The organism is Streptomyces sp. NPDC001292, from assembly GCF_042896465.1.
In the GTDB taxonomy this organism is placed as follows: Bacteria; Actinomycetota; Actinomycetes; order Streptomycetales; family Streptomycetaceae; genus Streptomyces.
The window spans coordinates 38,984-65,273 of sequence record NZ_JBIAXG010000010.1 but is presented as its reverse complement, the minus strand read 5'-3'; the positions used below and the strand labels follow the sequence as shown (position 1 = coordinate 65,273).

Genomic DNA, 26,290 nt, shown 5'->3' with positions numbered 1-26,290 from the left:
AGTACTGCTTACTTCTTCTTGCCCTGGTTCTTGACCGCCTCGATGGCGGCTGCCGCGGCCTCCGGGTCGAGGTACTTGCCGCCGGGGGTCACGGGGCGGAAGTCGGCGTCGAGTTCGTAGTAGAGGGGGATGCCGGTGGGGATGTTGAGGCCCGCGATGTCGGCGTCCGAGATCTGGTCGAGGTGCTTGACCAGGGCACGCAGGCTGTTGCCGTGGGCGGCGATCAGGACCGTGCGGCCGGACAGGAGGTCGGGGACGACCGAGTCGAACCAGTACGGGAGCATGCGGACGACGACGTCCTTCAGGCACTCCGTCTGCGGGCGCAGCTCCGGCGGGAGGGCCGCGTAGCGCGGGTCGGAGAACTGGGAGTACTCGGCGTCGCGGTCCAGCGGCGGCGGCGGGGTGTCGTAGGAGCGGCGCCACAGCATGAACTGCTCCTCGCCGAACTCCTCCAAGGTCTGGGCCTTGTCCTTGCCCTGGAGGGCACCGTAGTGGCGCTCGTTCAGGCGCCAGGAGCGGTGGACCGGGATCCAGTGGCGGTCGGCGGCCTCCAGCGCGAGCTGGGCCGTGCGGATCGCGCGCTTCTGGACCGAGGTGTGGACCACGTCGGGCAGCAGGCCGGCGTCCTTCAGCAGCTCACCGCCGCGGACGGCCTCCTTCTCGCCCTTCTCGTTGAGGTTGACGTCCACCCAGCCGGTGAACAGGTTCTTCGCGTTCCACTCGCTCTCGCCGTGGCGGAGCAGGATCAGCTTGTACGGTGCGTCGGCCATGCCTCAGAGCGTAATCCACGCATTCGACCCCCTGCCCCGGCGCCCGGCAGGCGGACGGCGGGGGACGGCCGTCTTCCGGCGGCGCCCGACAGTTGACGGCTTCTGTTAATCGAGTGGTCCTGCGCGCCCCCTCCCCGTAAGTTGTGCTCACCTCTTCAGCCGCTTACATCCCCGGGGGCCGTTCCATGTCCGTCGCCAGTCTGAGACGCGCCGCCCGCGAGACCGTCTCCGGGCTGCCCCGTGAGTTCTGGTGGCTGTGGACCAGCACCCTCGTCAACCGGCTGGGCGCCTTCGTCGCCACGTTCATGGCGCTGTACCTGACCCTCGACCGCGGCTACTCCGCCTCGTACGCCGGTCTGGTCGCCGCGCTGCACGGGCTCGGCGGTGTCGTCTCCTCGCTCGCTGGGGGCGTGATGGCCGACCGGCTCGGACGGCGGCCGACCCTGCTCGTCGCCCAGGCCTCCACCGCCGTGTCCGTCGCGGCGCTCGGTTTCGTCCGGGATCCGGTCGCCATCGCCGCCGTCGCCTTCCTGGTCGGCATGGCCAGCAACGCCTCCCGGCCCGCCGTGCAGGCGATGATGGCCGACATCGTGCGGCCCGAGGACCGGGTCCGCGCCTTCTCCCTCAACTACTGGGCGATCAACCTCGGCTTCGCCGTCTCCTCCATGGCGGCGGGCTTCATCGCCGAGTTCAGCTACCTCGCCGGCTTCCTGATCGAGGCCGGGATGACGATGGCCTGCGCGATCGTCGTCTTCCTGAAGGTGCCCGAGTCCCGGCCGGGCCCGGAGGCGCACATGAGTCACGACGGCGGCGACGCCGTCCGGCTGTGGACCGTCCTGCGGGACGGACGGTTCATGGGTGTCGTCGGGGCGTCCTTTCTGATCGCCGTCGTCTTCCAGCAGGGGTCGGTCGGGCTGCCGGTCGCCATGGGCCGGGCCGGGTTCACGCCCGCCGACTACGGCATGGCCATCGCCGTCAACGGGGTCCTGATCGTCGCCCTCCAGATCCCGGTCACCCGTTTCATCGAGCACCGGGACCCCGGGCGGCTGCTGATCGTCTCCTCCCTGCTCGCGGGGTACGGCTTCGGACTCACGGCGTTCGCGGGATCGGTCGGCGTGTTCGCGCTCACGGTGTGCGTGTGGACGCTCGGCGAGATGATCAACGCGCCCATCCAGACGGGGCTGGTCGTCCGGCTCTCCCCGGTGCACGGGCGGGGGCGCTACCAGGGCGTCTACACCCTGTCCTGGTCGGTGGCGGCGCTGGTCGCGCCCCTGATGTCCGGTGCCGTCATCGACCGGCTCGGCGCCGAGTGGCTGTGGGGCATGTGCGCGGCTGTCGGCACGGCCGCCGCCCTCGGCTACTGGGCTCTGATGCGCCGCCTGCCGAAGGCCGAGCCGGCAACCGTGGAAACCCACACCGAGCCTCGGACCGAGGTCGGCACGGCGTGAGACGGGCGGAGGTCGGCACGGCCTGAGGCGGGCGGAGGTCGGCACGGCCTGAGGCGGGCGGAGGTCGGCACGGCCTGAGGCGGGCGGAGACATCGGTTCGGTTCGCCTACGGGTGCATCCGCGCGCCCTTCAGCGTCTTGTCCACCGCGTTGCGCGGACCGTGGACCGCGAGGCCCACGAGGTCGAGCTCGCCGGTCGGCACGGCCCGGACCGCTGCCCGGTTGTCGCGGTCGTTGCCCGTGGTGAACAGGTCCGAGGTGAAGACGGCGCGCGGCAGGGACCGGGACAGGGCCCGCCCGTGCGCCGCGGTCAGCGTCTCCTTGGTGCCCTGGAAGACCAGCACCGGCTGGCGGAACATCGGCAGGTAGGGCACCTCGTCGGCGTCCTCGTACGGCTCCCCGATCACCTCAGGGACCGTGCTGCCGAGGCCGCTGACCAGGAACGCGGTGACGTTCAGGCGCTGCCAGGGCTCCAGGTCCTCGCGCAGCAGGACGGCGATCTTGGTGTCGAAGCGGATGGGCTGCTCGTCGTTCATGGGACGAGACTCCCGAACGCCGTACCGCGCCGTCTTGTACGTTCTTTGCATGGCCCCGCAGCGGAACGTCTCCGCCTGGCGCCCGCGTGTCCCGGGCGTCGTGGAGGTGTTCCACGCGCACTTCACCGAGTACGCCTACCCGATGCACGTGCACGAGGCGTGGACGCTGCTGATCGTGGACGACGGCGCCGTACGGTACGACCTGGACCGGCACGAGCACGGCACCCCGCACGACACCGTGTCCCTGCTGCCGCCGCACGTTCCGCACAACGGCTCACCCGTTGGCCCGCGCGGCTTCCGCAAGCGGGTGCTGTACCTGGACGCCACCCACCTCGGCGACGAGCTCATCGGAGCGGCCGTGGACGGGCCGGACCTGCGCGATCCGGTGCTGCGCCGACGGGTCGGGCAGATGCACACCGCGCTCGCCCTGCCCGGTGACGAGCTGGAGGCGGAGAGCCGGCTGACGCTCATCGGCGAGCGGCTGCGCGCCCATCTGCGGCCCCGGCTCGCCGTCGGGCTCCCGCGCCGCGACCCCGCCCTCGCCCGCCGGCTGCGCGAACTGCTCGACGAGCGGCTGCCGCAGGGCGTTACGCTCGGCGAGGCGTCGGCCCTCGTGCAGGCCCATCCCGCCCATCTGGTACGGGCGTTCAGCGGCGCGTACGGCATCGCTCCGCACCAGTACCTGATGTCCCGCCGGGTGGACCGCGCCCGCCGGCTGCTGCTGGCGGGGCTGAAACCGGCCGAGGTGGCCGCCGAGACCGGCTTCTACGACCAGGCCCATCTCACCCGGCATTTCAGGAAACTCGTGGGGGTGACTCCGGGGCGGTACGGCCGGAGGACCTCGCGGGGCTAGGGCGTGTTTCGAAAGTAGCGCCGTCCGCCCGGAGGGCGGGCCCCGCGGCGTCTGGTGCGGTGCATCGCAAGGCGGAGGGTCGTCCGCGTACTGGGCGTACGCGGGCGATCCCGACAACGCGGCGAGGCGCCGTGCCAGGCGTCGCGGGGCAGGCGGGACTTTCGAAACGCGCCCTAGCACGGGAAGTGACGTGGTCCCGTGGCCGGCGGGGGCGGGGTCAGTCGGCCGGACGCTGGGTCAGGTGCGCGAACGCCTCGAGGTTGCGGGTCGATTCGCCGCGCGAGACGCGCCAGGCGTACTCGCGGCGGATCGCCGAGGCGAAGCCGAGCTCCAGCAGGGTGTTGAAGCTGCCGTCGGCCGCCTCCAGGACCTGTCCGAGCAGCCTGTCGACCTCGTCGGCGGTCACGGCGGCCAGCGGCAGCCGGCCGGTGACGTAGACGTCACCGAGCTGGTCGACGGCGTAACTCACGCCGTACAGCTTGAGGTTGCGCTCCAGCAGCCAGCGGTGGACGGCGGGCTCGTTCTCGTCGGGGTGGCGGATGACGAAGGCGTTCAGGGACAGCGAGTGCCGGCCGACGATCATCGACAGGGTGGTCGACAGCTTGCGGGTGCCGGGAAGCTTCACGACGTAGGTGCCGTACCGCGGGCTCTCCCACTCCAGTTCGGCGCCCTTGAGCACGTCCTCGACGACCCGCGTCGCGCGCTGCTGCTCCGCCTCACCCGTGGCACCCGTGGCGCTACCCATGGGGCGAGCGTACGCGACGCCGGTGGGCCTGCAACGCAGCCGTGTACACGTCGGCGGTGGCCGCCGCCGACGTGTCCCAGCCGAAGGACCGCGCGTGCCGGGCTGCGGCGGCGCCCATCCGGTCGGCGAGCCGCGGGTCGTCGGCGAAGCGGCGCAGCACGTGCGCGTAGTCGGCCGGGTCGTGGCCCTGGACCAGGAATCCGGTCTCGCCGTCGCGTACGGCCACCGGCAGCCCGCCGACCGCGGCGGCCAGCACCGGGGTGCCGGTCGCCTGCGCCTCTATCGCGACCAGGCCGAAGGACTCGCTGTAGGAGGGCATGACCAGGACGGACGCCGCCCGGAACCAGTCGGCGAGCCGGTCCTGCCCGACCGGCGGGCAGAACCGTACGACGTCGGCGATGCCGAGCCGGGCGGCCAGCTTCTGCAGGCCCTCCGGCTTGGCGAGGCCGCTGCCGCTCGGGCCGCCGACGACGGGTACGACGATGCGGGAGCGCAGCTCGGGCCGCTGGTCGAGGAGGACGCCCACGGCCCTCAGCAGCACGTCGGGGGCCTTGAGCGGCTGTATGCGGCCGGCGAACAGCGGGATCAGGGCGTCCTGCGGCAGGCCGAGGCGGCCACGGGCGGCGGCGCGGCCGCCGGCGGGGCGGAAACGGGTGAGGTTCACGCCGGGGTGCACGACGGCGACCTTGGCGGGGTCGGCGCCGTAGTGCCGTACGAGTTCGCCGGCCTCCTCGTCGGTGTTGGCGATCAGCCGGTCGGCGGCGGCGACGATCTGGGTCTCGCCGATGACGCGGGCGGCGGGCTCGGGGGTGTCGCCCTCGGCCAGGCTGGCGTTCTTGACCTTGGCCATGGTGTGCATGGCGTGCACCAGGGGCACGCCCCAGCGCTGGGCGGCGAGCCAGCCGACGTGCCCGGAGAGCCAGTAGTGGGAGTGGACGAGGTCGTAGTAGCCGGGGCGGTGGCCGGCCCAGGCCTGCATCACGCCGTGCGTGAAGGCGCACAGCTGGGCGGGCAGGTCCTCCTTGGCCAGGCCCTCGTAGGGGCCGGCGTCGACGTGCCGGACGAGGACGCCCGGGGCCAGCTCGACGGCGGGCGGCAGGTCCCCGGCGGTGGCCCGGGTGAAGACCTCGACCTCGACGCCCTGGGCGGCCAGACGCTGGGCGAGCTCCACGATGTAGACGTTCATGCCGCCGGCGTCGCCCGTGCCGGGCTGGTGGAGCGGTGAGGTGTGCACGGAGAGCATGGCGACGCGCCGGGGCCGGCGGTGCAGCCGCAGCCGTGGGGGTGCCGTCGGGGAACGACGCCCGAGCCTGCTGACGTACTGGCTCACGTGGCGTTCCTCCTCGTTGCGGGCATGCCGGACGGAGGGCGCCGAGCGCCCTTCAAGACGTAACGCCGGAGGACCTGACTCCATTTCCGCCGCCGGTTCCTTTGCCCAATCATTACCGGCTCTCGCTCAACCGTTCGACGCCAGGAGGCGTGGCGAGCGCAACGCAACCGGCGCACGGGCGCACGGCGGGTACCGCGGGCGCAGGGCGTTACGCACGCACGCGCAACCTGACGGAACCGCCACGTGGCAGGGCGGGTGCCGCGGGGCGCCATACCCTCGTACGCATGACATCCCGCGCAGCGACCCTCCCCCACTCTCGGCTTCGCTCGAGCGGGGGGACCCCCATCGTGGGAACGGTGACGCGCGGGACGACCAACCCCAACCGGCTCCGCCGCATGGACCGCTGGATCGCGGCCGTGCACGGCGCCGAGCTGCGCCGCGCCGCCGATCCGGTGGCCGTCGACCTCGGCTACGGCGCCGCCCCCTGGACGGCGGTCGAGCTGCTGCACCGGCTGCGCACCGCCGCTCCACGCGCGCGCGTGGTGGGCGTCGAGATCGAACCGGCCCGGGTCGTGGCCGCGAAGCCGTACGAGCGCGACGGACTCGTCTTCCGGCACGGCGGATTCGAGGTCCCCGTCCCGCAGCGCCCGCACCTCATCCGCGCGGCGAACGTGCTGCGGCAGTACGACGAGGACGATGTCGCCGCCGTCTGGCAGCGACTGCGCGCGCGGCTCGCCCCGGCGGACGGGCACTCACGCGGAGGCCTGCTGGTGGAGGGCACCTGCGACGAGATCGGGCGCCGGCACGTGTGGGTCGCGCTCGGCCCGGAAGGCCCCCGCACGGTGACCTTCGCCACCCGGCTCGGCTCCCTGGACCGCCCGTCCGACCTGGCCGAACGCCTCCCGAAGGCGCTCATCCACCGCAACGTCCGCGGCGAGCCGGTGCACGCCTTCCTGCGCGACTTCGACCGCGCCTGGGCGAGCGCCGCGCCGTACGCCTCCTACGGCGCCCGCCAGCGCTGGATCCGCGCGGTGCGCGGCCTGGCGGCCGACTGGCCGGTGACGGACGGCCCGGCGCGGTGGCGGCAGGGCGAAGTGACGGTCGACTGGCGGGCGTTGGCGCCGCGCAACTGACCGGCGACCGCCGCGCGGCGGTCCGCGCATCCGCCGTGACCTGCGGGGAACGATCTTTGCGGGTCGTTCGTCACACAGACGGGGAGATCGCCGCACCTCTGTCGCTTTGCGCCGAGTCGTGGCACGATCGCCCGAGCGTCCGCATGTTACTGACGGTTAATCAGCTGGGGGGCGAGTATGGGACGGGGCAGGCACAGCGTGCTCGCGGCGGCCGTGACCGTGGTCTGCGCGGTCACGCTGCTGGGAGCACCGGGCACCGCGTTCGCGCGCGCACTGCCGGACCCGACGCCGTCCGCCGCGACCGCTCCCTCGCCCTCCCCGTCCCTCACGCTCCCGCCGGACAAGGACCTCGAGGCCGTACGCACCAAGCTGGACAAGCTGTACCACGACGCGGCCGTCGCCACCGACGCCTACAACCTGGCCGAGGAGCAGTCGAAGAAACAGTCCGCCGAGGTCACGGACCTGACCCGGAAGATCGCCGAGGAACAGCGGAAACTCGACGGGCTGAAGGACCGCGCCGGCGCCGCGGCCCGCGCCCAGTACCGCACGGGCGGCCTGCCGCCCGAGGTCCAGTTGATGCTCGGCAACGACCCGCAGGACTTCTTCGACGGGGCCGGCCGGGTGCTCCAGAGCCAGCGGGCGACCAAGGGCCTGATCGAGGAAACGGCCCGCGCCCAGCAGGACTTGAAGCTGTACGCGGACGACGCCGCCGACCGCTTGCGGGAGCTGGAGGCGGGCCGCAAGGCCAAGGCCGCGGCGAAGAAGCGGATCAAACAGCGGATCAAGGAGGCCGAGCAGCTCGAGGCCAGGCTGGAGAAGCGGCAGCGCGAGCGCCTCGCCGAACTGGAGCGGCAGGCCGCCGACCGGGCGCAGTCGGCCTGGCTGGACACCGGGATCCTCGACGAGCTCGACGGCAAGGCGTCCGCGGCGGGCAGGAAGGCGGTCGAGTTCGCCACGGCCCAGCTCGGCAAGCCGTACGAGTGGGGCGCCGAGGGCCCCGGGACGTACGACTGCTCGGGGCTCACCTCCCAGGCCTGGGCGGCGGCCGGCCACCCCGTCCCGCGCACCTCGCAGCAGCAGTGGAAGCAGCTGAAGCGCGTGGGGATCGAGGACATGCGGCCCGGCGACCTGATCATCTACTTCGGTGACGCCAGCCATGTCGGGATGTACGTCGGCGACGGCACGATCGTCCACGCCCCGCGGCCGGGGCGGACGGTGACGCTCGCCGGGGCGGGCTCGATGCCGATCCTGGGCGTCGTACGGCCCGACACGGACTGAGACTCCACGGCGGAACCCGGACCGGGCCTCCGCGGCCCGGCCACCCGCGGTGACCCCGGCCACGTGACCGATCGCACCCCCGGTCGCCGCCAAACCCGCGGGGGACGTGACCTTCGTCATTCCGGCCCCGGCGTCGTCGTGTCCAACTCCGGTAGGGATCGCGGCATATGACAGCGGCGAAAGCGTGAGCGACGCGCCTCACACCATTCCCCCACGGTGCCGACTACCGCTAATGTCCCCGTCGGCGGGGCGAGGTCCCTCGTACCCGCCATGCCCTCGGGGGGAGGGAAGGAACCCAGGACAATGCCCGTGCCCGTACCGCGGCAGAGGAGGGTCCCGGCCGCGGAGTGCGACCAGGCGCAGACCGCGGCCCACGGCGACGGCACCTCCGCAGCACAGGCCCCGCGTAAGGAAGCAAACGTCGAGAAGGACAACCGCGCCGGCACCCAGGCCAACAGCACCCAGCTCACGCTGCTGCTGATCGAGGACGACCCGGTCGGCTCGCCGATGGTGCCCGAACTGCTCGACGCCTCCGGCAGGCCGATCCGTGTGCGCAGGGCCCGCAACCTCACCGAGGCCGAGCGGCTGCTCACCGACGACGTCCACTGCATCCTGCTGGACCTCGCGCTGCCCGCGCCCGGCCGGTCCGCGGGCGACGACGACGAGCTCGCCGTGCTCCGGCACGTACTCGAACTCGCGCCCCGGCACGCCGTCCTCGCGCTCACCTCCTCCGGTGACGCCGAGCGCGCCGCCCAGGCGGTGCGGGTGGGCGCCCAGGACTACCTGTTCCGCGACGAGCTGGACGGGCGGCTGCTGAGCCGTGCGATCCGGTACGCGGTGGAGCGCAAGCGCTCCGACACGGCCGAGCGCAGGCTCGCCGAGGGCAGGCTGCGCGCGCAGGAGAACCGCCGTCTGGAGCGGGGCCTGCTGCCGACCCCCCTGCTGGACGGGTCCACGCTGCGCTTCGCCTCCCGCTACCGCCCCGGCCGCTCGCGCGCGCTGCTCGGCGGCGACTTCTACGACGCCGTCCGCACCCCCGACGGCACCGTGCACGCCATGATCGGCGATGTCTCCGGGCACGGCCCCGACGAAGCGGCGCTGGGCGTGGAACTGCGTATCGCCTGGCGGGCACTGACCCTGGCGGGGCTGTGCGGGGACGAGTTGCTGGGCACGCTCCAGCAGGTGCTGGAGCACGAGCGCTCCGACGACGAGATCTTCGCGACCCTGTGCGCGGTGGACATAGCGCCCGACGGGCGCCGCGCGGGACTGTGCCTGGCCGGCCACCCGTCACCGCTGGTGATCACTCCCGGCAGGCCCGCCCGGCTGCTTCCGTACGAGAACAACGGCCCCGCCCTCGGTCTGCTGCCCGGCGCCCGCTGGCCCCGGATGCAGGTGGAGCTGGGCGCCGAGTGGAGCCTGATGCTCTACACCGACGGCCTGATCGAGGGGCGGGTCGGGGAGGACGGTGAGCGGCTGGGCCAGGACGGCATGGTCGAGGTGGTCCGCCGCCAGCTCGACCAGGGTCTGCGCGGGGAGGGGCTGCTGCGGGCGACGGTGAACGAGGTGCGCGGACTCAACGGCGGCGAGCTCACCGACGACGTGGCGGTGGTCCTGCTGGACCGGGAGCCGTAGCCGACGGGGGCCGGGGACTCACCGACCGCCGTTGTAGGGCCCGTACGGGCCGTCGCTGCTGCTGCCGCGGCGGCGTCCCCACCCGTTCCCGCCGGAGACCTGCTTGAGCGCGGGCCGTACGTCGACGATGTAGACGATGCTCGCGATGACGCCGATGATCGGCAGGAACGAGAAGATCGAGAACAGGTAGCTCACGGCGAGCGCGATGCCCAGGATGATCAGCCAGAACACCTTGTTCTGCTTGTCGGCCGCGCGGAAGGCGTCCTCGCGCCGGAACGCGGCGTCGAACAGCCCGAAGGCGGCCAGGGCCATCAGGACGATCTTCAGAATTCCCAGGAGCCCCTGGAAGCCCAGCATCAGCATGTTGCCCACCGCCCGTTCTCTCCCGATTCCTACGCGGCCACCGTACCCGTAGAACGGGCCGGACGCCCCAAGGGTGCCCGGCCCGGGTGCCTGCCGTCCAAACGGGTGAGGCGATCCGGCGCGTCGCCGCCTGCCCGGCGCCGCCTACGGGGCGGGCGGGGTGGGCTTCTTCGCCGTGGGCGGGGTCTTGCGCACGGCCGGACCCTTCTTCGCCTGGTTCTTCTTGGCCGTGATGGGCGTGGCCTCGGCGGGCCCGTCCTCCTTGACCACGACCGGCTCCTCCTTCGGCTCGGACTGGGGCTCGACGGCGACGGCGAGCTCCTCGACCTCCTCGGCGATGTCCTCGATGCCCTCGGCGGCCTGGCCGCGCCAGGTCTTCACGGCCTGCTCGCCGTGCTCGGCGACCTTCTCGTAGGTCTCGCGGGCCTTGACGGCGTACTCGGCGGCGACGCCGACGCCGCGCAGGGCGAGGTCCTGGGCGCTCTCGCCGAGCTTCTTCAGGTCGGCGTCGAGGTTGGTGCCGAGCTTCTTCAGGTCGGTGTCGAGGTAGTTCAGGAAGTCGGTGACCTTGGTCTGAAGGGTCTCCTGCGTCTCCTTGACACGGACACCGGCCTCCTTGGCACGGGCGGTGGCCCGCGCCTGGACGGCCTTCGGGTCGGTGTTGCGCACCGCGTCGATACGGGCGGGGGCCTCGGCGCGCAGCTGATCCACCAGGGCGGGCACCTTCTTGGCCTGCTGGAGGGCCAGGTCCGCGGTGCCCGCGGCGAAGTAGAGCGGCGTGGGGTCGCTGAGGGTCTTGCGCAGGTCGTCGGTGATGGCCATGGTGATGGTTCTCCCGGATCGCTTGTGGCTGAGGGTTTTGGGTTTCCGCGGTGGTCGGGCCGGGCGCCCGGCCCGTCCGGGCCGTGACCGTGGGATCACTGGGATCAGCCCGCCGTCTCCCGCGGATCGACGTCACTGCCGCCGGACGTGCGGCGACGGCGCCGCCCTGCGGGGGCGGGCCGGCCGCCGTTCGCCTCGGCGGCGGGGCGGACGGGTATGGAGCCGCCGTCGGCGCCGGGGCCGCCGTCCGCCGCGCGGGTGCCGTGGTCGGTGGTGCCGCCGGTGCCGCCGACCGGGGCCGCACGGGCACCGGAACCGTCCGTCTCGGCGGTCCCGAACCCGTTCTCCTTGCGGAAGGACTCGTAGATCTGGAGCAGCACCTGCTTCTGCCGCTCGTTCAACGACAGGTCGGAGAGGATGACGGCGCGCGTCTCCACGTCGTCCCGGGCCCGCTCGGCGTCGAGGATCCCGGCCCGCACGTACAGCGTCTCGGCGGAGATCCGCAGCGCCTTGGCGACCTGCTGGAGAACCTCCGCGCTCGGCTTGCGCAGCCCGCGCTCGATCTGGCTCAGGTACGGATTGGACACCCCGGCGGCATCGGCGAGCTGCCGCAACGACAACTGCGCGTTGCGCCGCTGCTCGCGCAGGTACTCACCGAGATTGCCGACGTTGAGCGATGCCATGCCTCCACCTTGCACCACTCCTGCTAACAATTGCAAGCAACCCGCTTGCAAGAGTGTGTCTCGACGGCCGGGAACGAGGCTTTCGGGTCAGCGGGGCGGTCGCCGGCGCCAGGGCGGGACCTTGGCGAGGGCCCTGAGGTCGTCGAAGTGCTTGTTCCAGGTGGAGACGGCCACCTCGGCCGCGGCCGTGCCCTCGCGCGACCGGACGTCGAGGTCGGCCTTGAAACCCTTGGGGTCGTGGAACTCCAGGCCCATGTGCTGGAGGCGCATCCGCGCGGAGAGGTCGTACAGGCCGTGCAGGACACGCTGCCGGCCGAAGACGCAGATCTTGTCACGCGGGACGCCGGGGTGGAGGCGGTTCTCGCACTCGACGGTCACCCCGCTGTTCGCGGTGAACTGTTCCGACAGCTCGGACAGGATGCTGTCGTACTCGCGGCAGCGTTCCCCCATGCGCCTGCGGAAGTCGGCGTCGTCCTCCGGGGTGCCGTCGGCACCGACGCGGGACGGCACCGTTGGAGTCCACCAGTGCGCGCGCCGGCGCCCTGACCGACGCGCTCAGCTCCTTGAGCTCGTCGTAGAGCACGTATCCGACGAGGCTGAGGAGGGCGCCGCCGAGGTACGCCTTGCCCTCCAGGGCGTCTCCGACCGGCTTGACGAACTGGGCGACCAGGCCGGTGGCGAAGATGCCGAGCAGCAGAACTCGGGTGATCAGGGGCTCGTGGCGTCCCTGCAAGCGGCGCAGCCGCGCATGCCGCCTTCGGTCGTCGCTCTGGTCCCCTCGGCCATGCACGCCCTCCCCCACACCGTCCTGCCGGGATGTCCGACGAACCTGTCCGACGAGCAGTCAGATCGCCGTGCGCAGACGGGGTTGTGGTACGGCCGTGGTCTCCCTAGGCCATCCCCCGGGCAAGATAGGGGTTCGCGTCCCGGCGGACCGGCAGGCCGAGAGAGCCGGTGGCCGCCGCGAGGGTCATCGCGTAGGACTCGACGGCGCGGCGGACGTTGGGGGCGTCCAGGCTCGCGCCGGTCACCAGGCGGTCCAGGTCCACGTAGGCGGAGCGTACGGTCTCGAGCCGGCGGTACACGGTCCAGTCCTGCCGCCAGCCGGCCGTGTACCCGGCGGGCAGTCGGCGCTCCCAGCGCCGGAACATGCGCTCGCGGATCTCCGGACGGGTCGGGGTCAGGTGCATGTGCCGGACCAGGTCGTACAGCGGGTCGCCGACCAGAGCCATCTCCCAGTCGATGATGGTGAGGGCGAGGGCGTCGTCGCGGCGTACGAGGTTCCACGGGTTGAGGTCGCCGTGCAGGAGGGCCGGCTCGCGTGGGTTCACCCAGTACCGGGACAGGATCTGCCCGAGCCGGGAGGCGTCGGGGAGGCCGAGGAGCCGGGCCAGCTGCTGCGACTCCCTCGGCAGGCCCCCGACCAAAAGCACGAGCTGGTCGCACAGCCAGGTGAAGAAGGTCTCCTTGCCCGCGACCGGGTCGAGCCCTCCGTAGTCCACGTCCGTCAGCGCGCACAACTGGTCGACGAGCCCGTCCGCCTCGTGCGGCAGCAGTCCGTGCACCGGATGGCCGGGCGGTCGGTCGGTGTCGTCGGGCCCGACGTAGGTGTGGATGGCGAACTGCTCCCCCTGGTAGCCGCGGCCCAGGGCGAGGACCTTCGGCGCCGCCACCGGGACCCCCGACTGCTCGATGGCCCGCAGCACGGCGTGCTCGCTGAGGAAGCTCGGCTCGCTGCGGCAGAGGTTGGCCACCTTGCGCCGCACCACGACCGTGCGGTCGGCCTCGGGCACGCGGACGACCGAGTTGAGGTGCGCGGTGCCCTTGAACACCCGCCCGGCCGGCGCCATCCCCTCGGCGACCAGGGCGTGACCGACGGCGGAGGCCGGGAAGTCGGGACGCTCGGGCAGGCGCGGGTCCCACGACCACGGGATCGCCCCGGCCGCCCGGCCCGCGCCGCCGTTCCTGACCACCGTCCGGGCGGCCCGCCAGCGAAACAGGACACGCTCGATCTGCGCCGTGCCCGGAACGTTTCTGAGCCCCAGCGGCTCGGCGGCCGCCTCCAGCGCCCGCCGCACGGACGCCGTCGCCTCGTCCAGGCCCTCCCGGCCGGGGGTGTCCTCCAGGGTCCTCGCCGCCCGCATCACGTCGGGGTAGACGGACTGGGCCCGCTCGAAGGCGACGTAGTGCCGCAGGTCCCTGGCCATCCCGTTGACGGCCGCGGGGCGGATCCGGGTCATGGCCCCGGCCCAGGCGTCGATCGCTTCGTCCCACTGGTGGCCGGGATACTGCATGCGGACCAGGTGCGTCGCGAGGTCGTGCAGGGGATCACCGTAGGTCGCCAGCTCCCAGTCGACGCAGACGAGGGCCGGATCACCGCCGCTCGGCATGATCAGGTTGTCGCGGTGCAGGTCCGCGTGGAGCAGGCTGTACGGCCGCCTGGCCATGGCGGGCACCCGTCGGGCCAGTTGGACCAGGGCGTCCTCCGGAATGCCCAGGGCCGCGAACAGCCCACCGAAAGTTTCCCAGTTGGGCTGCCTGATCTGCCGGTCGGCACGACGTGCCAGCATCCGCAGGAAGGCCTGACCGTCCTTGTCGTTGCGCGGCCACTCCGGTGGGAGCGGGGGCAGTGCCTCCCGCCGGACCTGGGTCATCCGGGCCAGCAGCTCCGCCAGCGCCCTGACGTGCAGCGCGTCGACGGGTTTGCCGTTCGGGCAGACGCTGGAGAGGGGTACACCCTCGACGTGGCCGTGGATCGCGAAGGAGTCCTGGTCGACCAAGCACTCCGGGACACCGGGCAGTACCCCTGCGACCGCGTCGAGGATCTCGGCCTCGCTCTCCCAGGTTCTGATCACCACGGGCAGCGCCTCGGCGCGCTGGATCCGCACGGTGACCGGCGTACCGGCCTCCCTGTGCAGCAGCCGGGCCATGTGTTCCGTCAGGGGGAGCACATGGTTGCGGTGGTGGTGGCCGCCGCCGGCCTGGCCCAGCTCGGCGGCGAGCCGTACGAACGCCTGAACGACGCGGAGGGCGCGTTCCCCCATGAAGGGACGGGGAGGGGGAGGTGCGCCCACGGCCGCTCCAGTTGCTCAAGTGCTCAGGCGAGAACGACGATACGACAAAAGGTACGCCAGGAGTCATAACGGATACGAGCGGAGCGCACCCGACGTCGGCACAACGGGTGGTGTGCCCCTACCAGCGCGTCCGGCCTGCGTCGCACCTGGAGGTCGCCTTGCGCACCACCTCTAGCATGCTGTACGTGTGAAACGGAGCTGTTGCTCACGTGGTGCGGGCATGCTACAGCACGGCCCTGGGGCCGCTGCGACGCTTCTGGTCACTCGGACAGCAGAGTCCACACGGACTCGAACCACGACCGCATCGAGGTCGCGGTGACCGAGCCCGGGGAATCGGGGTCCGCGTCGCGCAGGTGATGGGTGAGGGTCGCCCCGAGCCCCAGCACGTCGATCGCCCTGATCTCCTCACCGGTCTGGAGAACCACGGGTCGCTCGATCACCTCGTACGGCCCGAAGAGGACCTCCACGCCGTTTCCCTGCCACCACCGTCGCCCGCCCGCTCCTCACCCACGACCCGACCGTACCGTCGGTGGCCCGGCAGGGGCGTCCTTTTCGCGACAACCAGTCCTGTTGGCAGGCTGGTTGACCGCTTCGCTGAAGCAGAGCAGGACGCTCAGGACCGATGCCGCAGGATCCGCAGCACCGGCTCCAGGGAGTCCACGATCACGGTGGCGCCCGCCTCCCTGAGCAGCTTCTCCTTGCGGGAGTTGCGGGCGTAGCCGAGGAAGGGCACACCGGCCCGCAAGGAGGCCTCGTGGTCCGTGGGGGTGTCGCCGATCATCAGGGCCTGCGCGGGGGAGGCGCCCGTGGCGGTCAGGGCCCGGTTCAGGCAGTGCGGGTCGGGCTTGAGGTGTGCCAGGTCCTGGGTGCGCCCGTAGACGTGGGGGGCGAAGCAGTCGCCGAGGTCGCGGGCCGCGAGGTACTCGCGCACCACGAGGGGCGAGTTGTTGGTGGCGATGGCCAGGCGCGAGCCCAGGGCCTTCCAGGTCCGTATCAGCGGGTCGGCGTACGGGGTGGGCAGCGCGGAGGCGGCGGCACGCAACTCCTCCTGGGTCAGCCGCGCCTCCAGCTCCGCGACGAGGTCGCTGCCGGGGTGCCGGCGGTCCACCGCGCGCAGGGCGACCTGCGGGTCCAGCGACTGCCGTTCGGACCCGGTCAGCAGGCCGTGCAGGCCCCGGCCCTCCAGCCACCGCACCAGTTCGGTCGCCACCCGCTCCGCCGAGTGCCCGGCGAAGAGCCGGCAGATCGGCCCGTCGAAGTCCCAGAGCACGACACGGGCATCCGCGATCAGGTTCCGCAGTTCCTCGGTCTCGTTCCCGGTCTCAGCTGTCACCGTTTCGGTCTGCGTCGTATCAGAAGTCACTAGGAGAGTGTCAGATCCGACGTGATGGTTTCCCAGAGGGCGTCGAACCACTTCTGCGATTCCGCCACGAACGCGGCGTCGCGCTGCCCGGTCGCCTTCTCGAAGGAGAACAGCAGGGACTCCGTACCGAGGACGTCGTACATGTCCAGCGTCCCGTCGTCCGCCCGCTCCTCGCGCCGGGTGATCATGTAGTACGCGATCAGCGCCTCCGCGCCGTTGAGCAGGTACAGCTTGACCGGCGGGGTGAAGGGCAGCGCGCGGAAGGTGACGCGGACGTCGATGCCGTGGGTGGCGCGCAGGGCTTTGAGGTTGTGGCTCAGGACGTGGCCCTGGGCATTGCGCTGGGCCAGCCAGCGCTGGTGGACCGGGTCGTCCTCGCTCGGCCGGTCCACCGAGATCGGGAAGGCCAGGTCGATGTTGCGGGACGGCAGCAGGATGCGCACGTCGATCGACTCGGGGCGCAGCCGGCCCTCGTGGATCAGGCGCAGGGGCTCGCCGACGGCGACCATCAGGGTCTCGGCCGTGAGGCAGGCCGCGTCGATCCTGACCTGCCGGGCGGAGAAGGCCTCCACGAGCCGGGGCGCGAGGCCGACCATCGTCGGCTGGGGCTCCGCGCGGGCGGCGACGGGCGCGGCGATCCGCGGCGGGCTGCCCTTGGTGACGTTGCTGAGCAGGCCGTCCCCCTGGAGCGCCCGCAGGGCCTGGCGCACGGCGCCGCGCTCCACCCCGAACTCCTCGGCGAGTTCGGCCTGGGTGGGCAGGCGGTCGCCCGGCCGGAGCTCGCCGGTGCGGATCCGCTCCCGCAGGGTCTCGGCGATCTCCTGGGGCGAGCTTCTTCTGCTGCCGTTCACGGCCACGCTCTCCTGGTTCACAACCAAACGCTACAACTTCGATCCATCTAACGGGAGTTGTTTGAAACTTGTTTATAGATAGCAGCCAAGTGGGGACAACTACAGCAGAGTTGGTTACCAACTTGATTGAGTTGGCGGAAGTTTTGCCCTCTCTCCCCGCCAACCCCCCACGCCCGTCCCGGACCGCCACCGCCCGAAGGGGGAATCGCCGTGCCTGCTCTCGCTCTTGTGTCAGCCATCTTCGTCATCGGCTTCGAGGAACTCGTGCAGTGGAAGTACGGCGCGATGGGCATCGTCGGCCTGCTGCTGCTCACCGTCGGCATCAAGGCCAAGAACCCGACCCTCAGCTCCGTGGGCGCCGTGGTGCTGGCGATGCTGCTCGCGGGGCCCGCCCTGTGACACGCGGATCCCCAGCGGCCGGACCGCTCCCCGTGGGGGGCGTCAGCTCGTGAGCAGCAGCTCCGAACTGATCGTCTCCCACAGTGCGTTGAACCACACATGGGACTGCTCGACGAAGGTCGTGTCGCGCGGGTCGGCGCCCTGCTCGAAGGCGAAGAGGATCGACCGGGTGCCCTCAGCGTCGTACAGCTCCAGGAGTTCGTGGTCGATCTCCTGTTCACGCCGCCGCAGCGTGTAGTACGCGAAGAGCGCCTCCGCGCCGTTGAGCAGGTACAGCTTGACCGGCGGGGTGAAGGGCAGCGCGCGGAAGCTCACGCTCACGTCGATGCCGTGGGTGGCGCGCAGGGCCAGCAGGTTGTGCTTGAGCACCTGGCCCTGGGCGTTGCGCTGGGCCAGCCAGCGGCGGCGCAGCCGGCCGGCGTCGGAGGCGTCCACCGGCGCCGGGAAGGCGAGGTCGATGTCCCGGCTGGGCAGCAGCACACGGACGTCGACCTTGGCCGGTTTCAGTCGCCCGGCGTGGATCTGCCGCAACGGTTCGCCCATGGCCAGGGTGAGCGAGATCGCGGTCAGGCACAGGGCGTCGATCTCGACGTGGGAGGCGCCGAAGGCAGCCGCCATACGGGGCGCGAGCGCGGCCGTGGTGGGCAGCGGCGGGGCGGCGGGGCCGGTCAGGGCCCCCACCGGGTCGGCTGCGACGGTGGCCGGGCTCCCCTTGGACACGTTGGTGAGCAGGTGCTCCGACTGGAGGATGCGCAGGGCCTGGCGCACGGCTCCGCGCTCGACGCCGAACTCGTCGGCCAGCTTGGCCTGGGTGGGCATGCGCTGGCCCGGCTGCAGCACTCCGGTCCTGATCCGGTGCCGCAGTTCGTCGGCCACCTCGCGGTGTGACCTCTGTGGCCGCTGTGACCTCTTCCGCCCATTGGCGGAGGCGTGTTCCGGGTCCACGACCAAACAGTACAACTTCCCGCCATCTTCCGGCAGTTCGTTGAAAGGTGGTTATGAGTCGCTTCCAAGCGGAGATAACAGCAGTGGAGTTGGTGGCCAACTTGAGCGACATGGCCAAACTTTCCAAGTGTTGGCCACCAGGGTGACGGTTGGAGTACGTACGACCGTGCTCCCTTCCGGAGGGGAGCCGGGAGCTCGGTCGGCCGGCGCGCCAACGGGGAGCGGCAGCCGGTATCCGGCACCGCACGGCACAGCCACAACTGAACAGCCGGCGCACAGCCGGCACGGTCGGCACAGCCACGACCGAACATGCCGCACAGCCACAACTGAACACCGTCTCGTACAGCCACAACCGAACAGCCAAGCTACGGATGCGTCATACCTGTCACCCCGTCACCGGCAGGAAGGAGCACTCAGAACATGTCCGGGCACCAAGGCCGCCTGGACGTACGCAGCAGGGCGTCGGCCCCTCGGGCGGCGCCCGCTCGTTCTTCCCGGACCCGGCCCAGCGCGGCGAGCCGCACCGCCGACTCGTCGCCGAGCCACAGAGTCGCCAACTGAGCCACGTCCAGCGTCAGATCGGCGCTCTCGGTCGTCGGCGTACAGATCCCTCCGGCGGGCGACGCCTCCAGCCGCCAGCGCCCGCCGGCCATTCCGGCCCGGTCCAGGACCTCCAGCACCAGCGTGCCCGTCCCCTCGTACGTCCGCGCCTCGAGGGCCCGTACGACGTCGAGGATCCGCACCCACAGCCAGTCCGCGTGCGTGGTGGCGGTGGCGGCGCGCGGGTCAGGCAGGAAGTGGGGAAGCAGGTCGTCGGGGGCCCGCCAGCCGCTCTTGACCTTCGTGATCCAGTCGATCGAGCACAGGTGGAGCCACAGCGCGCGCTCGGCGGCCGGGGTCACCGCGATCAGGTTCTTCACCGTGGCCGTGTTCAGCGGCTGCTTGGCGTCCGACCAGGTCTCGTCGCAGTGGTACACCGCCAATCCCTCGACCGTGCCGTCCGCCGCGCGGTAGACGGCGTTGAAGGGCTCGGTCCAGGGGTGGCCCTCCGGGCGCACCGCGCCGGTGGTGATCTGCCACCAGCGTTCGGAGCGGTCGATCGCGCCGGGCTGGGCGCGACGCAGCCGCTCGTGCAGCTCCGGGCCGATCTTGCGTACGTCGTCGACGTCCACGATGTCGACCCGGCCGCCGCCCTCCGGCCCCGCCCGGCGGGGGTCGATGCCGGCCCGGGGTACGTCGATCGTCCACTCGGTCGTCCAGGTGGCCGGTCCGAAGCCGTAGCGGCCGTAGATCGGGTACTCGGCGGCGATCAGGGTCGCCACGACCTCCCCGCGCTCCTTCGCGGCCGCCAGGTCCTGGGCCATCATCCGGGTCAGCAGGCCGCGACGGCGGTGGGTGGCGGTGACGGTGACGTTGGAGATGGCGTCGGCGGGAACGGTCGCGCCGCCCACGGCCGTGAGCTCCTGCGCGAAGGACCGGAACGTCGCCACGCACCGGCCCGCGTCGAAGGCACCGAGGGTGCGCGACGGCTCGATGTACGTGCGCCGGCCGGCGATCTCGGCGTCGGAGACACTGGGCGGACGCAGGAAGCCGGTGTTCAGGGCGCGGACCCAGTCGGGGATCTCGGCGTCGGTGATGGGACGTACGTCGATCTCGGGGCTGGCGGCAGTCATGGGTTGACAGTAGGGGGGCCGGGGGCGGGATGTCGCGGTGTTTTCCTCGCCCCACCGTCACGCCCCCGCTGGGGGCTTCTCCGCCGGGGTCAGAAGGCCGCCCGGATCTCCCCCACCTGCCGGCCACCGCCCAGCAGCGGGGCGTGCCCGATGCGTTCGAGCACCGGGGCGTCCAGGCCCATCAGGGTCAGGGCGCGGGCCAGGACCGGGCCCAGGGTCCTCGTCCCGCCGTCGTCGATCTTGAAGGCAAGGGCGCGGCCGTCCGGGAGGGCGGCGGCCTGGACGGCCTCCGCGCCCATCTTGGACAGGGTGCCCGGGACCTCCCGCATCAGCCAGGTGTCGGGGCGGCGGGTGCCGGCGACGTACTCGGGATGGGCGCGCATGGCGTCCGCGACACGGCGCTCGGGGGTGCCGGGCGCGGCGAGGACGAAGGCGCGGTAGGCGCGGGCCAGGCCCGTCAGGCTGATCGCCGTCAGCGGCGCGCCGCAGCCGTCCGTGCCGACCGCCGCCACCGGCTCGCCCGCCGCCTCCTCCACAACGGTGTGGATGAGCCGCTGGAGCGGGTGCGCGGGGTCGAGGTACGACTCCAGCGGCCAGTCGCGCAGCGCGCACGCCGCCAGCATCGCGGTGTGCTTGCCCGAGCAGTTCATCACCACCCGGTCGCGCACCGACCCGGCGGCCAGGTAGGTCTCCTTCTCCTCCGGGTCCAGCGGCAGGTCCGGCGGGCACTGCAACTGCGCCGGGGTCAGCCCGTGCTCGCCGAGCATCTTGTGGACGAGGTCCCGGTGGAAGACCTCCCCGGAGTGGCTGGCCGCCGCGAGCGCCAGACGCTCACCGGCCAGGTCGAGCCCGGCGCGCAGCACCCCCGCCGCCTGCATCGGCTTGTTGGACGAGCGCGGGAAGACCGGCGCGCTCACGTCCCCCGTCGCGAACTCCACCGAACCGTCCGCGCCCAGCACCACCAGGCTGCCCCGGTGCCGCCCCTCCACGAACCCCGAACGCACCACCTCGGCAAGCACGGGCGGCACCGCCTCCGACGCGCCGGACGCGGACGCCGGGTCGGAGGAGGGGACGGCGGAGGGGACTGTGGACGCGGACATCGGCGGTGGCCTTCCGGGCGACAGGCGGAACAGACGGAGCAGGCGAGAACAAGGGAAACCTGCTCCCCACGCCGGTCCCGGGGTCTCCGCGGCCGTCGCGTCAGACGAGCAGGTCGTCGACTTGTGCTTCCCCTTCACGGTACCTGCGGGCGATCTCCGTGCCGCATCCGTCGGCCGTGCGCTGCAACTGCTGCCGCCGCCCGGACACCTGCTGCTCGTACCGCACCAGCCGCCCCATCGCCGCGCCCAACTCCCGGTCGGTACGCGCCCCGAGGTCCGACAGCTCGACCTCGGCGAGCATCTGGGCGGCCAGCTGCCGGTACTCCTCCCCCTGCGGTGTGCCGAGCGTCACATGCCGCGCGGAGGAGCGCTGCCGGGCGGGCGCGTCCTTGAGGATCTCCGCGAGCCGCTCGACGACGGACCCCTGCTCGGGCGCGGGCACCTGCCCGGCGCCCAGCACGGACTCCGGCCCGCGCCGGGCCAGCTCCGCGCGCAGGATGTCGATCCGCCCCTGAAGCAGCCTCCGTACGTAGCTCAGATCGGCCTCGTCCCGCTGCGCCTGCCGGCGCAGGGCGCGCAGCTCCGGCAGGCTCAGCACGCTCAGGTCGGGATGCCGGGCGTACCCCGTGTTCGAAGAGCTGGGCTCCGGGTCCACAGCGGGCGGCCCGGGGCTGTCGGTGCGCTGCACGGGCGGCCGGTGGGCCTCGGCGACGTCCGCGAGGATCGGCGAGGCCGCCGCCGGGTGCCGCTCGGTACTCGATGTGCTCATGGCGCCTCAACCGTCCCCTCGACCGGCGTGTACGACAGCATCGTGCCACCCTGAGTGGCCAGTATGTGACCGAGTGCCCCCGATCAGCCCCGGATGGGGGGTTACGGAGCTGAAAGAAGCACGATATGGCCCCTCCGCGGCACCCGGACGGCCGAGGGGCATCATGGTCGGCATGCGTGCAGTGGTGCAGAGGGTGGACGGCGCAAGCGTCGTCGTGGACGGCGAGACGGTGGGGGCCATCGAGGGCGAGGGGCTGTGCGTCCTCGTCGGGGTCACCCACGAGGACACCAAGGAGAAGGCGGCCCAGCTGGCCCGCAAGCTCTGGTCGATCCGCATGCTGCACGACGAGAGGTCGTGCAGCGACACCGGCGCCCCGCTGCTGGTCATCAGCCAGTTCACGCTCTACGGCGACGCCCGCAAGGGCCGCCGCCCCACCTGGAACGCGGCCGCGCCCGGCGAGGTCGCCGAGCCGCTGGTGGACGAGGTGGTCGCGCAGTTGCGCTCCCTGGGCGCGACGGTCGCTACGGGCCGCTTCGGCGCGCGGATGCGGGTGTCGCTGACGAACGACGGCCCGTTCACCGTCCTGCTGGAGATGTGAGCCGGGGGTCCTGCCGGAGATGTGAGCCCGCAGATGTGGCCTCGTGGAGGCTACGGCTCCACGACCACTTCCTGCGCCGCCGCCGTCTCGCCGGCCATCAGACGTGCGTCCACCGGCACGTTCCGCTTGACCAGTGCCAGCGCGACCGGGCCGAGCTCGTAGTGCCGTACGGACGTGGTGATGAAGCCGATCTTGCGGCCGTCCGGGCCCTCGTCGGCGAGGCGGATCCCGGTGCCGGGCACCGGCAGGTGGACCTCGCTGCCGTCGAGGTGCAGGAAGACCAGGCGGCGCGGCGGCTTGCCCAGGTTCTGCACCCGGGCCACGGTCTCCTGACCGCGGTAGCAGCCCTTCTGGAGGTGCACCGCCGTGCCGATCCAGCCCAGCTCGTGCGGGATGGTGCGGTGGTCGGTCTCGAAGCCGAGCCGGGGCCGGTGCTGCTCGACGCGCAGGGCCTCGTAGGCGAGGATCCCGGCCGGCGGGCCGGCCTGGACCGCGTAGGCCTCCAGGTCCGCGCGGGGCAGGAAGAGGTCGCGGCCGTAGGCGGTCTCCCGCACGACGACCCCTTCGGGCGCGTCGGCGATCGAACCGGCCGGCAGGTGCACGACGGCGAAGTCGGCGGTCCGGTCGGCGACCTCGACCCGGTAGAAGAATTTCATCGACTCCAGGTAGGCGATCAGCGCCTCCTGGGTGCCGGGCTCCACATGGGCCCAGACCGTCTCGCCGTCGTCGACCAGGTAGAGCGCGTGCTCGATGTGGCCGTGCGCGGACAGGATCAGCGCCTCGGTGGCCTGGCCGGCGGGCAGCTCGCTGACGTGCTGGGTGAGCAGCAGGTGCAGCCAGCTCAGCCGGTCCTCGCCGGAGACGGTGACGACACCGCGGTGCGAGAGGTCGACGAATCCGGTGCCGTCCGCGAGGGCACGCTGCTCGCGGAACAGGTCGCCGTAGTGGGCGGCGACGCCTTCGTCCACGCCCTCGGCCGGGACGGCGCCGGGCAGGGACAGCAGGGGGCTCTTCATGAACACAAGCCTACGACTCTGTACTTGGACTCCTGCCGGCCGAGGCGCCCAAAGCCGCCGCGGCCGTTCGCACGCACTCCGCGCACCGCCCGAAGATCGCGAAGTGCTTCATGTCCGTGTCGAAGCCGAACTGCTCCCGCAGCTTCGCGGTGAACTCGGCCGCCACCGACAGGTCCGCCTCGATGACGTTCGTGCAGTCCCGGCAGACCAGATGGATGTGGTGGTGCCGGTCCGCCAGGTGGTACGTCGGCGCGCCGTGCCCCAGATGGGCGTGGCTGACCAGCCCGAGCTCCTCCAGGAGCTCCAGGGTGCGGTACACGGTGGAGATGTTGACCCCCGACGCGGTCTTCCTCACCTCGCCGAGGATGTCGTCGGGTGTCGCGTGCTCCAGGCTGTCGACGGCTTCGAGCACGAGTTGCCGCTGCGGGGTCAGCCGGTAGCCACGCTGCCGCAGATCGCTCTTCCAGTCGGTGCTCACCACACCCCAAGTCTAGGGTCTTTCGTTTGGATCGGTCCGGCATGATCCAAACGAGAGACCCTGGGGCTGTGACCCGCCCGGGCTCACTTGAAGAAGGCGATGCCGTCGTCCGGGAGGTCGTCCGGGAGGGCCTTGGCCCAGCGCTCGACCTGCTCGGGGGTGACGACCTTCTTCAGGTGGGCGGACATGTAGGGGCGCAGCTCGACCTCGGGGGTCTGCTTCTCGCCGACCCACATGAGGTCGCTCTTGACGTAGCCGTACAGCCGCTTGCCGCCGGTGTAGGGGCGGGAGGCGGCGGTCCGGGCGACCGCGTCGGTGGCCAGCTCGATCTGCGGCTTCTTGTGGGCCAGCTCGCCGTACCAGATCTCGATGACGCCGTCGTCGCGGGTCATCGTGACCTCGACCTTGCGGTCGGCGTCGATCCGCCAGAAGCCGGACTCGGACTCCAGCGGCTTCACCTTGTTGCCGTCGTTGTCCAGCACCCAGGTGCGGGAGTGGTACTCCAGGAAGTCCCGGCCGTCGTGGGTGAAGCTGAGCTCCTGGCCGAAGTTGCACTTCTCGGCGCCCGGGAAGTCGTGCACGCCGGCACCGGCCCAGTCGCCGAGCAGGAAGGCGAGGGGGACCAGGTCCTTGTGGAGGTCGGACGGGATCTCGATCATGAGCAGCTGTTCCTGGATGTCGTCGTCAGCGCTGGCCCTGGTACAGCTTCTTCACGGTCAGGTAGGCGAAGGCGAGAACGCCGACGCAGACCAGGACCAGCAGGGTTTCGAAGAAGATCTCCACGGGGTGCTCCTTGTTGAGCGCGGTGCGGTACGTACGTACACAGGGCCGGACCCCAGCTTAGTCGGCCGGGGCCCGGCCCTCCCTGCGGGTGCTCCGCGACGGGCGTCAGCCGAGCAACTGACTCTGAAGGGTCACGGTCTGCTGGAAGGGGGCGGCATCGGCGCTGCGGTGCCCTTGCGGGACTGGACGATCACGCCGATGGTGTCACCGGCCGAGAGGTACGCCTGCCTGACCTGCTCGGCGCCGTACGGCTTGCTCTCCACGTAGGGGTTGCTCTCGACGTCGTCGACCTCCGCGCGCGGCGGGAAGTCCTCGTCCCGCTCGGACACGTCGGCGCCGCGCACCGGGTAGGACGGGGAGCTGTGGTTCGTCAGCTTCGCGGTGAACAGTTCGTCCGCGACGGCCGCGGTATTGAACTGGAGCAGGTAGATCCGGGTGCGGGTGCCGTCCGGTGTGGTCCAGCCGCGGGCGGTGATGTGCCGCAGGCCGTAGTCGGTCAGCAGCTGTGCGATCGTGCCGCGTTCCGTCTCGTCGGCGTACTGGGCGAGGAACGTCTTCGTCGGCAGCCAGCCGTACTTGCCGCGCAGTGCCGCGTCGGCCTTGGCGCCCTCGGGGGCGGGCAGCAGCAGCTTGCGCAGGTCCGCGTAGTGGGCGCCGGCCTTGTCGGGGTCGGCGAACGGCGCGGGGCTGCCGGACTGCAGCGGCGGCCTGACGAGGGTCGGATAGTCCCAGCGCCCGTCCGACTCGGTCGCGAGGCCCGGTACGTCGGTGCGCTCCATGCGGGTGATGCCGTACGCGGCGGACGCGCCGACGGCCCCGAAGACCACCACGGCGGCGGTCCACCGCAGGACGCGTTGCCGCCCCCTGGTGCTCACACCGAAGCCCGCTCCCGCACCTCACCACACTGTGATGACTCTGCTCGCGGGCCTACTAACCTTCCTCACATGGCGAAGAAGCTCGTGATCAAAGTGACAGCCGGGACCGACGCGCCCGAGCGTTGCTCCCAGGCGTTCACCGTCGCCTCCGTGGCCGTGGCCAGCGGAGTCGACGTGTCCTTGTGGCTGACCGGGGAGTCCTCGTGGTTCGCGCTGCCGGGGCGGGCCGCCGAGTTCGAACTGCCGCACGCGGCCCCGCTGCCGGATCTGCTGGACGCGATCCTGGCGGGCGGCCGGGTCACCCTGTGCACGCAGTGCGCGGCCCGCCGGGACATCACGGAGAAGGACGTCATCGAGGGCGTACGGATCGCGGGCGCGCAGGTCTTCGTCCAGGAGACCCTGGGGGAAGAGACGCAGGCGCTCGTCTACTGAACTGACCGATCTGCTGAACGAACCGATGGGCGCCCTCGGGAGCTACCGCCGCTTCTTGCCGTCCAGCTCGTCCCACCACTCGTCGGACTTGGGATCGCCGGACGGGTCGTCCCACCAGCGGTCCTCGGGCCCGCGCCGGTTGGCGACCATGGCCGCGACCGGCGGGATCACCATGGCGACCAGGCACATGCCGACGGCCGCGGTAACCGACCAGATGCGCACGACACCCCACGCCAGGACGAACAGCCCGATGCAGACACCCATCATGGCGAAGTACACATGCCGACGTCGTGCGTACATGCCTCCAGGGTAGGTCCGCACGAGCCTGCCGTGCCGGGGCGG

Annotated in this window: 29 protein-coding genes; 8 read left to right on the top strand and 21 right to left on the bottom strand. The window is 71.8% G+C overall.

What is annotated here, in order from left to right; all coding sequences use genetic code 11:
- Nucleotides 1–8 precede the first annotated feature (8 nt).
- Nucleotides 9–770 carry a phosphoglyceromutase gene (locus ACFY4A_RS13840; RefSeq protein WP_390829647.1) on the bottom strand — a complete coding sequence of 254 codons (762 nt, stop codon included), beginning with the start codon at nt 768–770 and terminating at the stop codon, nt 9–11.
- A 185-nt stretch (nt 771–955) separates the two neighbouring features.
- Between ACFY4A_RS13840 and ACFY4A_RS13835 the strand changes: the two genes are divergently transcribed.
- Nucleotides 956–2,218: an MDR family MFS transporter gene (locus tag ACFY4A_RS13835; protein WP_390829646.1), complete on the top strand. Its 1,263-nt coding sequence runs from the start codon at nt 956–958 to the stop codon at nt 2,216–2,218.
- Nucleotides 2,219–2,324: 106 nt separating this feature from the next.
- Here the strand turns inward: ACFY4A_RS13835 and ACFY4A_RS13830 are convergent, their stop codons facing one another.
- The gene (locus ACFY4A_RS13830; protein ID WP_390829645.1) at nt 2,325–2,804 is read right to left on the bottom strand and encodes a DUF2000 family protein; all 480 of its coding nucleotides are present in this window, start codon (nt 2,802–2,804) and stop codon (nt 2,325–2,327) included.
- Between ACFY4A_RS13830 and ACFY4A_RS13825 the strand changes: the two genes are divergently transcribed.
- Nucleotides 2,803–3,606: a helix-turn-helix domain-containing protein gene (locus ACFY4A_RS13825; protein WP_390829644.1), complete on the top strand. Its 804-nt coding sequence runs from the start codon at nt 2,803–2,805 to the stop codon at nt 3,604–3,606. The two genes, ACFY4A_RS13830 and ACFY4A_RS13825, sit on opposite strands and share 2 nt — an antisense overlap.
- Before the next feature lie 217 nt (nt 3,607–3,823).
- Here the strand turns inward: ACFY4A_RS13825 and ACFY4A_RS13820 are convergent, their stop codons facing one another.
- Together ACFY4A_RS13820 and mshA are read right to left on the bottom strand one after the other, a co-directional pair.
- Nucleotides 3,824–4,351: a YbjN domain-containing protein gene (locus ACFY4A_RS13820; protein WP_390829643.1), complete on the bottom strand. Its 528-nt coding sequence runs from the start codon at nt 4,349–4,351 to the stop codon at nt 3,824–3,826.
- Complete coding sequence (gene mshA / locus ACFY4A_RS13815) at nt 4,344–5,681, bottom strand: D-inositol-3-phosphate glycosyltransferase (protein ID WP_390829642.1); 1,338 nt, start codon at nt 5,679–5,681, stop codon at nt 4,344–4,346. The genes ACFY4A_RS13820 and mshA overlap by 8 nt, the downstream gene beginning before the upstream one ends.
- Before the next feature lie 347 nt (nt 5,682–6,028).
- On the opposite strand from mshA, the gene ACFY4A_RS13810 reads away from it, so the two are divergent.
- The 3 genes from ACFY4A_RS13810 (at nt 6,029) to ACFY4A_RS13800 (ending at nt 9,724) form a co-directional block, all read left to right on the top strand.
- Nucleotides 6,029–6,814 (top strand): class I SAM-dependent methyltransferase, encoded by a 786-nt coding sequence (locus tag ACFY4A_RS13810; protein ID WP_390829641.1) that lies wholly within the window; start codon nt 6,029–6,031, stop codon nt 6,812–6,814.
- 177 nt (nt 6,815–6,991) lie between these two features.
- Nucleotides 6,992–8,092 (top strand): NlpC/P60 family protein, encoded by a 1,101-nt coding sequence (locus tag ACFY4A_RS13805; RefSeq protein WP_390829640.1) that lies wholly within the window; start codon nt 6,992–6,994, stop codon nt 8,090–8,092.
- A 303-nt stretch (nt 8,093–8,395) separates the two neighbouring features.
- On the top strand, nt 8,396–9,724 hold the full coding sequence (locus ACFY4A_RS13800; protein ID WP_390829639.1) for a PP2C family protein-serine/threonine phosphatase: 1,329 nt from the start codon (nt 8,396–8,398) through the stop codon (nt 9,722–9,724).
- Nucleotides 9,725–9,742: 18 nt separating this feature from the next.
- Here ACFY4A_RS13800 and ACFY4A_RS13795 read toward each other — a convergent pair whose 3' ends face one another.
- The 8 genes from ACFY4A_RS13795 to ACFY4A_RS13760 form a co-directional block, all read right to left on the bottom strand.
- Complete coding sequence (locus ACFY4A_RS13795; protein WP_390829755.1) at nt 9,743–10,087, bottom strand: DUF2516 family protein; 345 nt, start codon at nt 10,085–10,087, stop codon at nt 9,743–9,745.
- A gap of 144 nt (nt 10,088–10,231) precedes the next feature.
- A complete protein-coding gene (locus ACFY4A_RS13790) occupies nt 10,232–10,909 on the bottom strand; it encodes a hypothetical protein (protein WP_390829638.1) in 678 nt (225 codons plus the stop codon).
- A gap of 104 nt (nt 10,910–11,013) precedes the next feature.
- Complete coding sequence (locus tag ACFY4A_RS13785; protein ID WP_390829637.1) at nt 11,014–11,592, bottom strand: helix-turn-helix domain-containing protein; 579 nt, start codon at nt 11,590–11,592, stop codon at nt 11,014–11,016.
- An 87-nt stretch (nt 11,593–11,679) separates the two neighbouring features.
- Entirely contained in the window at nt 11,680–12,102 is a 423-nt protein-coding gene (locus ACFY4A_RS13780) for a hypothetical protein (RefSeq protein ID WP_390829636.1), read from the bottom strand.
- Between the two features lie 380 nt (nt 12,103–12,482).
- Nucleotides 12,483–14,636 (bottom strand): phosphotransferase, encoded by a 2,154-nt coding sequence (locus ACFY4A_RS13775; protein ID WP_390829635.1) that lies wholly within the window; start codon nt 14,634–14,636, stop codon nt 12,483–12,485.
- 290 nt (nt 14,637–14,926) lie between these two features.
- Nucleotides 14,927–15,133: a hypothetical protein gene (locus tag ACFY4A_RS13770; protein WP_390829634.1), complete on the bottom strand. Its 207-nt coding sequence runs from the start codon at nt 15,131–15,133 to the stop codon at nt 14,927–14,929.
- Nucleotides 15,134–15,279: 146 nt separating this feature from the next.
- Complete coding sequence (locus ACFY4A_RS13765; protein WP_390829633.1) at nt 15,280–15,999, bottom strand: HAD family hydrolase; 720 nt, start codon at nt 15,997–15,999, stop codon at nt 15,280–15,282.
- 29 nt (nt 16,000–16,028) lie between these two features.
- A complete protein-coding gene (locus tag ACFY4A_RS13760; RefSeq protein ID WP_390829632.1) occupies nt 16,029–16,907 on the bottom strand; it encodes a FadR/GntR family transcriptional regulator in 879 nt (292 codons plus the stop codon).
- Between the two features lie 183 nt (nt 16,908–17,090).
- On the opposite strand from ACFY4A_RS13760, the gene ACFY4A_RS13755 reads away from it, so the two are divergent.
- On the top strand, nt 17,091–17,279 hold the full coding sequence (locus ACFY4A_RS13755; RefSeq protein ID WP_390829631.1) for a hypothetical protein: 189 nt from the start codon (nt 17,091–17,093) through the stop codon (nt 17,277–17,279).
- A 42-nt stretch (nt 17,280–17,321) separates the two neighbouring features.
- Here the strand turns inward: ACFY4A_RS13755 and ACFY4A_RS13750 are convergent, their stop codons facing one another.
- From ACFY4A_RS13750 to ACFY4A_RS13735, 4 genes are all read right to left on the bottom strand, one after another.
- Nucleotides 17,322–18,230: a winged helix-turn-helix domain-containing protein gene (locus tag ACFY4A_RS13750; RefSeq protein ID WP_390829754.1), complete on the bottom strand. Its 909-nt coding sequence runs from the start codon at nt 18,228–18,230 to the stop codon at nt 17,322–17,324.
- A gap of 407 nt (nt 18,231–18,637) precedes the next feature.
- A complete protein-coding gene (locus ACFY4A_RS13745; RefSeq protein ID WP_390829630.1) occupies nt 18,638–19,897 on the bottom strand; it encodes a GNAT family N-acetyltransferase in 1,260 nt (419 codons plus the stop codon).
- Nucleotides 19,898–19,986: 89 nt separating this feature from the next.
- Nucleotides 19,987–21,021 (bottom strand): asparaginase, encoded by a 1,035-nt coding sequence (locus tag ACFY4A_RS13740; RefSeq protein ID WP_390829753.1) that lies wholly within the window; start codon nt 21,019–21,021, stop codon nt 19,987–19,989.
- A 76-nt stretch (nt 21,022–21,097) separates the two neighbouring features.
- The gene (locus ACFY4A_RS13735) at nt 21,098–21,766 is read right to left on the bottom strand and encodes an AmfC protein (protein WP_390829629.1); all 669 of its coding nucleotides are present in this window, start codon (nt 21,764–21,766) and stop codon (nt 21,098–21,100) included.
- Nucleotides 21,767–21,938: 172 nt separating this feature from the next.
- Here ACFY4A_RS13735 and dtd point away from each other — a divergent pair, with 172 nt between their 5' ends.
- Entirely contained in the window at nt 21,939–22,364 is a 426-nt protein-coding gene (gene dtd / locus ACFY4A_RS13730; protein ID WP_390829628.1) for a D-aminoacyl-tRNA deacylase, read from the top strand.
- A gap of 50 nt (nt 22,365–22,414) precedes the next feature.
- On the opposite strand, the gene ACFY4A_RS13725 is transcribed toward dtd, so the two are convergent.
- From ACFY4A_RS13725 to ACFY4A_RS13710, 4 genes are all read right to left on the bottom strand, one after another.
- Nucleotides 22,415–23,380, bottom strand: coding sequence for a YgfZ/GcvT domain-containing protein (locus ACFY4A_RS13725; RefSeq protein WP_390829627.1), 966 nt, complete (start codon nt 23,378–23,380; stop codon nt 22,415–22,417).
- Between the two features lie 10 nt (nt 23,381–23,390).
- Nucleotides 23,391–23,861, bottom strand: coding sequence for a Fur family transcriptional regulator (locus tag ACFY4A_RS13720; protein ID WP_390829626.1), 471 nt, complete (start codon nt 23,859–23,861; stop codon nt 23,391–23,393).
- Nucleotides 23,862–23,941: 80 nt separating this feature from the next.
- Entirely contained in the window at nt 23,942–24,517 is a 576-nt protein-coding gene (locus ACFY4A_RS13715) for an FABP family protein (RefSeq protein WP_390829625.1), read from the bottom strand.
- A 255-nt stretch (nt 24,518–24,772) separates the two neighbouring features.
- Nucleotides 24,773–25,516: a hypothetical protein gene (locus tag ACFY4A_RS13710; protein WP_390829624.1), complete on the bottom strand. Its 744-nt coding sequence runs from the start codon at nt 25,514–25,516 to the stop codon at nt 24,773–24,775.
- Between the two features lie 69 nt (nt 25,517–25,585).
- Here ACFY4A_RS13710 and ACFY4A_RS13705 point away from each other — a divergent pair, with 69 nt between their 5' ends.
- Nucleotides 25,586–25,948, top strand: coding sequence for a DsrE family protein (locus tag ACFY4A_RS13705; protein WP_390829623.1), 363 nt, complete (start codon nt 25,586–25,588; stop codon nt 25,946–25,948).
- Between the two features lie 42 nt (nt 25,949–25,990).
- On the opposite strand, the gene ACFY4A_RS13700 is transcribed toward ACFY4A_RS13705, so the two are convergent.
- The gene (locus tag ACFY4A_RS13700) at nt 25,991–26,248 is read right to left on the bottom strand and encodes a DUF3099 domain-containing protein (protein WP_390829622.1); all 258 of its coding nucleotides are present in this window, start codon (nt 26,246–26,248) and stop codon (nt 25,991–25,993) included.
- Nucleotides 26,249–26,290: the final 42 nt, after the last annotated feature.